The 7,523-nt window shown below is 62.1% G+C and carries 8 protein-coding genes; 3 read left to right on the top strand and 5 right to left on the bottom strand.

The window, feature by feature from the left end; translation table 11 throughout:
- The 5 genes from PF446_RS04930 to pilG form a co-directional block, all read right to left on the bottom strand.
- Positions 1-983 (bottom strand): Hpt domain-containing protein (locus tag PF446_RS04930; protein ID WP_298070135.1); only part of this gene is annotated, 983 nt, incomplete at its 3' end.
- Between the two features lie 191 nt (positions 984-1,174).
- Entirely contained in the window at positions 1,175-3,199 is a 2,025-nt protein-coding gene (locus tag PF446_RS04935) for a methyl-accepting chemotaxis protein (protein WP_298070136.1), read from the bottom strand.
- A gap of 34 nt (positions 3,200-3,233) precedes the next feature.
- Positions 3,234-3,773, bottom strand: a complete 540-nt coding sequence (locus tag PF446_RS04940) for a chemotaxis protein CheW (protein ID WP_343224654.1) — start codon at positions 3,771-3,773, stop codon at positions 3,234-3,236.
- A gap of 8 nt (positions 3,774-3,781) precedes the next feature.
- On the bottom strand, positions 3,782-4,150 hold the full coding sequence (locus PF446_RS04945) for a response regulator (protein WP_298070138.1): 369 nt from the start codon (positions 4,148-4,150) through the stop codon (positions 3,782-3,784).
- Positions 4,151-4,176: 26 nt separating this feature from the next.
- Complete coding sequence (gene pilG, locus PF446_RS04950; protein WP_298070139.1) at positions 4,177-4,578, bottom strand: twitching motility response regulator PilG; 402 nt, start codon at positions 4,576-4,578, stop codon at positions 4,177-4,179.
- A gap of 440 nt (positions 4,579-5,018) precedes the next feature.
- Between pilG and gshB the strand changes: the two genes are divergently transcribed.
- The 3 genes from gshB to PF446_RS04965 form a co-directional block, all read left to right on the top strand.
- Positions 5,019-5,978, top strand: coding sequence for a glutathione synthase (gene gshB, locus PF446_RS04955; protein WP_298070140.1), 960 nt, complete (start codon positions 5,019-5,021; stop codon positions 5,976-5,978).
- 2 nt (positions 5,979-5,980) lie between these two features.
- On the top strand, positions 5,981-6,844 hold the full coding sequence (locus tag PF446_RS04960) for an energy transducer TonB (protein ID WP_298070142.1): 864 nt from the start codon (positions 5,981-5,983) through the stop codon (positions 6,842-6,844).
- Between the two features lie 191 nt (positions 6,845-7,035).
- Positions 7,036-7,523, top strand: a 488-nt coding sequence (locus tag PF446_RS04965) for a YqgE/AlgH family protein (protein ID WP_298070141.1), incomplete at its 3' end; no start/stop codon positions are given.

Raw genomic sequence — 7,523 nt, forward strand, 5'->3', positions numbered from 1 at the left:
TCCTTGATGGCCAGGGAAACGGTATCCAGCAGGACCCGGTTGTGGCCGGTCATGGAGCTTTGCGCCCGCTCCACTTCGCCCGCGTCGGGCAAAAGGTGGGTCAGCCCGTAGGTATGGCCTACCGCAGTCAGGCGATTACTGCCTGGAGTGGCACGCGCCACGTAGTAGAGCAACTGGCGTGCCAGTTCGACCGGCTGGCCCTCTGCCAGTGCCAGTTCGCCTTCCTCGATCAGGACTCGAATGGCACGGTCCACCCGGCCGATCAGCTGCTTGACTTCCGCTCCATGTTCCTCGAGATGGCCCTCGAGCATGCCATCGAGCACACCGGCAGTGATCCACCACAGACGACGACCGGGGGTGCTGTGGCACTTGCCGGCAAGCTCGTCCATGGTGTCGCGCATCTTCACAAGACTCTGCGCGCTGTCCTGTCCTCGAAACCAGGCCAACAGTGGCTGCTGGAAATTCTGCCGCAACTGGGTCACCGCGCGTTTCTGCGCCTCGGGCGACATCGGAACTGCCACGCCCGGCGCGGAAGACGGCAGCGGCGCATCCAGGTTGGGAGTGAAAAGCACTGACTCATGAAGCGGCTTTGCACCACGACTGGCACGCAGTTCGTTGAGCAAAGGCAGCAATACCACCGACACATCCCGGTGGCTGCTCTGCAGGCGCTCGAGATAGTCCGGCAACTGCACCAGACCACGCATCAGCACGGCATACGCCTCGTCAAGTGACTCGACCTTGTCATCGAGCAGGGCGGCGACCAACTGCTCCATCTCCTGCACCACCATCGCGGCACCGTAGAGCTCGACCATGCGCAGCGTGCCCTGCACCTGGTGCAGCACCTCTCCGCAGTCGTGCAAACGGCCACTATCCGGATCGTCGACGTGGGCCTCAAGCGATTCGCGCGCACGTTGCAGCGCCTCGTCGAGCTCCGACTTGACCCAGTTCAGGGTGGTGAAATCGATGTCGTCTTCTAGTCTCATGCGCTCTCGCGCCCCCTTGGAAGAGGCTTCAGGCAGGCTACCGGATCAGGTCCTGCAGCGTGATTCAACATGCCCACACCTCCGCAACACTTGCTCTTTGAACCACCGGGTCCGTACAACCCTGCGGCCTTGACTCAAATGCGGAGGTCCAGCGATTTACCAGCCCCTCCAAAATGTCCACGCGACGATACTCAGACCGGCAGCTTGAAGTCGGCCACCGAGCGTCTAAGATCGTTGGCCAACTGGGCCAGGTTACCGATGGATTCGGCAGTCTGACTCGCGCCCAGCGAGGTCTGTGACGTGATCTCCTGAATCGAGTTCATGGTCGAGGTGATGTTGGTCGCCGCTGAAGACTGCGTCCGTGCGGCTACCGAAATGCCGTTGATGAGCTCGGCCAGATCGTTCGACACGCGCTGGATGTCGCCCAGCGCGGTGCCCGCGTCCTCGGCCTTGCGTGCGCCCGACACCACCTCCGCCGTGGTCTGCTCCATGGAGCTCACCGCCTCGTTGGTATCGGACTGAATGGTTTGCACCAGGGTCTCGATTCGCTTGGTCGCGTTGGCCGAACGCTCAGCCAGTCGTTGCACTTCATCGGCCACGACCGCGAATCCGCGGCCGGCCTCACCTGCAGACGCGGCCTGAATGGCGGCGTTCAGCGCCAGAATATTGGTCTGTTCGGCAATGTCGTTGATGAGCTCCACGATCGAGCCAATTTCCTGCGAGGACTCACCCAGGCGCTTGATTCGCTTGGAGGTTTCCTGGATCTGGTCGCGAATGGAATCCATGCCTTCGATGGTCTCGCGCACCACGGAGGCACCGCGGGACGCGATTTCCACCGACTTCTGGGCCACGTCGGCCGACTCGGCCGAGTTTCGTGACACCTGGTCGATGGAGTTGGCCATTTCTGAAATGGCGGCCGAGGCGGAGGTGATCTGCTGCGCCTGGTGTTCGGCAGCCTCGGCCAGGTGCATGGCGGTGGCCTGCGTCTCCTGAGCGGCTGCCGATACCTGCACTGCGGTTTCGTTGATGGTGATCACCAGGGAGCGAAGTGCTTCCACCGCGAAGTTCACCGAGTCGGCGATCGCGCCGGTGATGTCTTCGGTCACGGTGGCCTTGACGGTCAGATCACCCTCGGCCAGTGAACCCATCTCGTCCAGCAGGCGCATGATGGCCTCCTGGTTACGCTGGTTGAGCTCGTTGGTCGTTTCCAGGCGCCTGCGTTGCTCGCGGCCCTGGGAGAACACCAGCAGAATGGCGAACAGCACTGCACCGGCGGCGGCGATCAGGCCCCACCAGATGTTTGGAAACAGGCGCGTGGTCGGCAGCTTGCCGATCTGCGTGGACACGTCGTTGGCGCGCAACAGCACGGTCTGCGAATCCAGCGAGGCCTGGTTTCCGGCACCCTTCACAGCCTGCAGGTTGGCGGCACCCGCAACCAGTTTGTTGGCAGAATCACGCAGGGCACTCCACTTGGTCTGGATCCCCTCGAGAATTTTTCGCGCGTTGGCGTTGCCCATGGCACGCACGCCAACGTCCTTGTTGCCGTGGATGAGACCGTCGAGCACGGCGCCGTAGAGCTGGGCGTCGCGTGAAAGTCCATCGGCGGCGCCTTGCGCCGCTTCACCACCCTGCAGGATTTCCTGCACGCGACGCATCATGCGATCGGCCAGCACCAGCTGGCGCGCCGCGGTATAGGTCTGCGAGGAGGTGCCATTTTGCTGCAGGATATTGACGACCTGGTCCATGCTGGAGTTCAGTACCGGCATCTGCTGCGAGAACGTGGCGGCTTTTTGCGCGGAGTCGACCACCAGGCCCCGGTTGGACAGGATCTTGCCAATGTCCCCATCCAGCTGGCCCCAGGCTTTGCCCAGCGATTTGACCTGCTTGCCGGTAATCACGTTATCGGCGTAGGACGGCATGCCGGTCGCCTGGTCACCCTTGATCAGACGCTGGACGTCGGCATCGATCGTGTTGCGCGTGGACTGCAACTCCTTGAACGAATCGATGTTTCCGCCTGCGGACTCCAGGGCGAATTTCGCGGTCTGCTGCGAAAGCACCTGAATCTGCGTGGTCAGGGCAACTGCCCGGCGTTCCTGGTCGTTCTTGCGATTCAGGAGAAAGAAGTCAGTCGCTGCAATGACGATCATCACTGCAAGCAGGATGATCAGGCCGATGTAGCTTCGCTCCTTGCCACTGCCCCCCGTTGTCGTACTCATAGCCGTACCTCGCCCATAGACTTGGAATCGCGCATCACAGTGCCGCCTGCAAAAAATCCGGGGCCCGTGTCAGCCGGCCCATGTTGAATATGCCAATGCGTTGATCACCCACCGTCACATTCTCTTCGACAAATCGCATCAGGTGTTCGTCTTCCTCGGCCTGCGCCTGCGCTCGCTGCTCTTTGTCGACGCTGCGCTGGCCGATGATCTCGTCCACCAGAAGTCCCACGCTGCCCCCGTGCTGGCGAACCAGCAGCAGGCGGCTTCGATCGGTGGACTGGATCCGCTGGCCGAAAAGGTACCGTCCCAGATCCACCACGGGCACCAGATTGCCACGTACATTGGCGATGCCGAGCATCCAGTCCCGCGTGCCGGGCACATGGGTCAGCTGCTGCGGCACCAGAAGTTCGTTGATCTCGCCGATGCTGCTTGCAAGCAGGCGCTGCCCGACCCGAAAACAGATGCCGCGCCAAAGATTGGCATTGATGATCTGCTGCGGCTCGCCAGCCACGTGCGCAAGGCTGCGACGCTCATAGTCGGCCAGTTGTTCGAAAGGGGTCGGCATGCGGCTCATGACTTGGCTCATTTCCCGGCCAGCAGTTTCTCGATGCGGGTCAGCAGTTCCTTCTCGCTGACCGGTTTGGTCAGGAAGTCGCGCGCGCCCTGGCGCAGACCCCAGACACGGTCCGTCTCCATCGACTTGGTGGTGATGATGAGGATGGGCACGTCCTTGGTGCCGGGATCGCGACTCAGCGTGCGCGTCGCCTGAAATCCGTTCATGCCAGGCATGATGACATCCATGATGACCATGTCCGGCATGTGCTCCTTGACCCGCTCGATGCCTTCCTCGGCACTGCTCGCGCTGGAGACCTGATGTCCCGCCTTTTCCAATAGCGTGGTGAACACGCGAACATCGGTTGGGGAATCGTCAATGATGAGTATGTGAGCCATGTGTGCCCTTGTTGCTCCCCTTTTGCTTACGCGAACACCGCGTGACGACGAATGGCCTCGAGTAACTCGTCACGCGTGAACGGCTTGGTCAGGTACTGCTCTGCACCGACGATCCGGCCCCGGGCCTTGTCGAACAGGCCGTCTTTGGAACTGAGCATGATCACCGGCGTCGAACGGAATTGACGATTGTTCTTGATCAGCGCGCAGGTCTGGTAGCCATCCAGACGCGGCATCATGATGTCCACGAAGATGATCTGTGGTTTCAGATCGGAAATCTTGGAAAGCGCCTCGAATCCGTCCACGGCCGTCTGCACGTCGCAGCCCTCCTTCTTCAGCAAGGTCTCCGCGGTGCGACGGATGGTCTTCGAATCATCGATGACCATCACCCGCAATCCATTCAGGCTGCCTTTTTCGACAGTGTCGTTCACTTACCGCCCCCTGCGGCCCGGTCTCGGGCTCGGGAATATTTCGTTGTCATGGTTGTCCGCTGCAGATCCCGGTCGACGCACCCGCACCATGCTGTTTTACCCAGCATTCCCGCCCGCGTGACCACCGTATTCCTAGGTGTTTAACGCTTGTTTATGAAAATTGTCAAGTTGAAGCTGCAAGCAATTGTTGCCAAAGGTCTTGTCCTTCCGCCCCTGAAATGCAAGTCAGGGACTAACGGCCACGTTACCAGACTTTCGCAAATTCAGGCATGACGAGGATGCACAATGACCCGATGCACGGCTCCCCAGACCCCCTGCATGCGTGGCGAATGACAAAGTTACCCTGCCGGGGACCACCGCCGCTTGCTCATCGGCAATGCCTGGCGGCAAGCTAGATGGGCTTTTGATGCATCCTCTTCCACCCACATCAGGAAACACCCATGCCACTTGCCGTTGCCGTGCTGATGGATCCGATCCGGGCCATCAAGACCGCCAAGGATTCCACCTTTGCGATGCTGCTGGAAGCCCAGCGCAGGGGACACCGGGTGCTGTACATGGAACAAGGCGATCTGGCCGTGCGCGAGGGCCGTGCCTGGGCGCGCCTGGCTTCGCTGCAGGTACGCGACGATCCCCGGGAGTGGTTCGATCTGGGCAAGCCGGAATGGCGCCCCCTGGCCGAAGTCGACGTCGTGCTGGCGCGCAAGGACCCTCCGGTCGACAACCAGTTCGTGTATGACAGCATGATATTGGAGCAGGCCGAGCTGGAGGGCGTGCGTGTGGTCAACCGTCCCCAGGCGCTGCGTGACTGCAATGAAAAACTCTATGCGCTGTCCTTCCCGGAATGCTGCGCGCCCACCCTGGTGGCGCGCTCGTCCAGCGCATTGCGCGAGTTTGTCGCCGAGCATGATCAGGTCGTGCTCAAACCACTGGACGGCATGGGCGGACGCGGCATCTTCCGCTCGCATTACGGCGACCCCAATCTCAACTCGATCCTGGAGACACTGACCCTGGATGGACGGCGTCTGGCCATTGCCCAGCGCTTCATTCCCGAGATCAGCGCCGGCGACAAACGCATCCTGGTGATTGATGGCGAAGCCGTACCCTATGCCCTGGCACGCATTCCCCAGGGCGACGAGTTCCGCGGCAATCTCGCCGCCGGAGGCCGCGGTGAAGGCGTGCCGCTGAGCGACCGTGACCGCTGGATCGTCGATCAGGTGGCACCGGACCTGCGTCGGCGCGGGCTCGTCTTCGTCGGCCTGGATGTGATCGGCGACTACCTGACCGAGATCAACGTCACATCCCCGACATGCATACGTGAACTCGATGCCCAATTCGGGCTTACCATTGCAGGCCAGATGTTCGACGCCATCGAGAAATCCCTGGAGACATCCCTGCCGTGAGTATGGGTACCCGCGGCCCCGGTAACGCCGACATGCTCGGCGCGACCATCCTGTTCTCGCTGGTGCTGCACGGGCTGATCGTGCTGGGCATCAGTTTCTCCTACCCCAAGCCCAAGGCGCAGCTTCCCGCGCTGGATGTGACGCTGCTCAACACCGCCAACCTCAAGACTCCGGACAAGGCCGATTTCCTGGCCCAGGCAAACAACCAGGGCGGTGGTCCGAGCAAAAAAGCGCATCGCCCCTCGCAACCGTTCAGTACCCCGCTGCCCAAGCCGGACCCCGGCATCGCACCGCGTCCGATCCGACCTTCCGCACCGGCCCCCAGCCCGATGCGCCCGAACCACCTGATCACCACCACAGGCAACGCCGAGCGCACGGTCAACAGCAGCAGCGACCGCCACAAGCAGCCGCTTCGCGATCTGGATACCGATCGCATTGCCATCCAGCGCCAACTGGAAATGGCTCGACTGGCCGCACAGATCCGCGCCGAGCAATCGAAGCTGGCCAAGCGACCGAAGATCAAGTACATCAACTCCAGTACCCGCGAATACGCCTACGCGGCCTACATGCGTGCCTGGGCCGCACGGGTCGAGCGCGTGGGTACGCTCAACTTCCCGGACGCAGCCCGCACCGGGCGTTACAGCGGCAACCTGATACTCACGGTGGTGTTGCGCCGGGACGGCTCGATCAAGCACATCGCCGTGATCGAAAGTTCCGGTCGCAGGGTGCTCGACGATGCCGCCATGCGCATCGTACGCATGGCGGCGCCATTTCCACCGATACCGCGCACCGGCGAGCATGTCGACGAGCTCAATATCACGCGTACCTACCAGTTCCTGCGCGGCGGCAGGCTGGAGACACGCTGATGTAGTCCGTGCAAGGCCTCCGGAAGCGTACGGATGTGACTGCAACGCGGATTTCTGGTTTTCGGCCAAACCAAACAAGATGGTGCGGGCATTCGGCTGGCATGCACCCGGATGCGGCTGGCTTAATCCGGGGTACGGATCCGCAAGACGATTCCGCTGCCGTCTGGCCCGGCGCCCGTTACAATGCCCCCATGAACAACCCCAACACCCTCGCCGGACATTTCCTGATCGCCATGCCTGCGCTCACGGACCCCCACTTCGCGCGGGGCGTGGCCATGGTCTGCCAGCATGGCGATGATGGCGCCATCGGCCTGCTCATCAACCGCATGTCCGAGTTCAACCTCGGCGACGTGTTGGCGCAGATGCACCTGGAATGCAGCGAGCAGGACGTAGCCGACATGCCCGTCCTGCTTGGAGGGCCGGTCCAGCCCGAACGGGGTTTCGTGCTGCATACCGAGGCCGGTCACTGGGAGTCGAGCTACCGCATCAACGAGGACTGGCTGGTCACCACATCGCGTGACATCCTGGTCGCCATGGCCGCTGGAGAGGGCCCAGGGCGCGCCATGGTCGCGCTGGGCTACTCGGGTTGGGAAGCCGGCCAGCTGGAGAACGAGCTGATGGAAAACGCCTGGCTGACGACCGAGGCCGATGCCCGGATCATCTTTGACGCCCCGCTCGA

The sequence above is a fragment of the Oleiagrimonas sp. genome, from assembly GCF_027858935.1.
Lineage (GTDB): Bacteria > Pseudomonadota > Gammaproteobacteria > Xanthomonadales > Rhodanobacteraceae > Oleiagrimonas.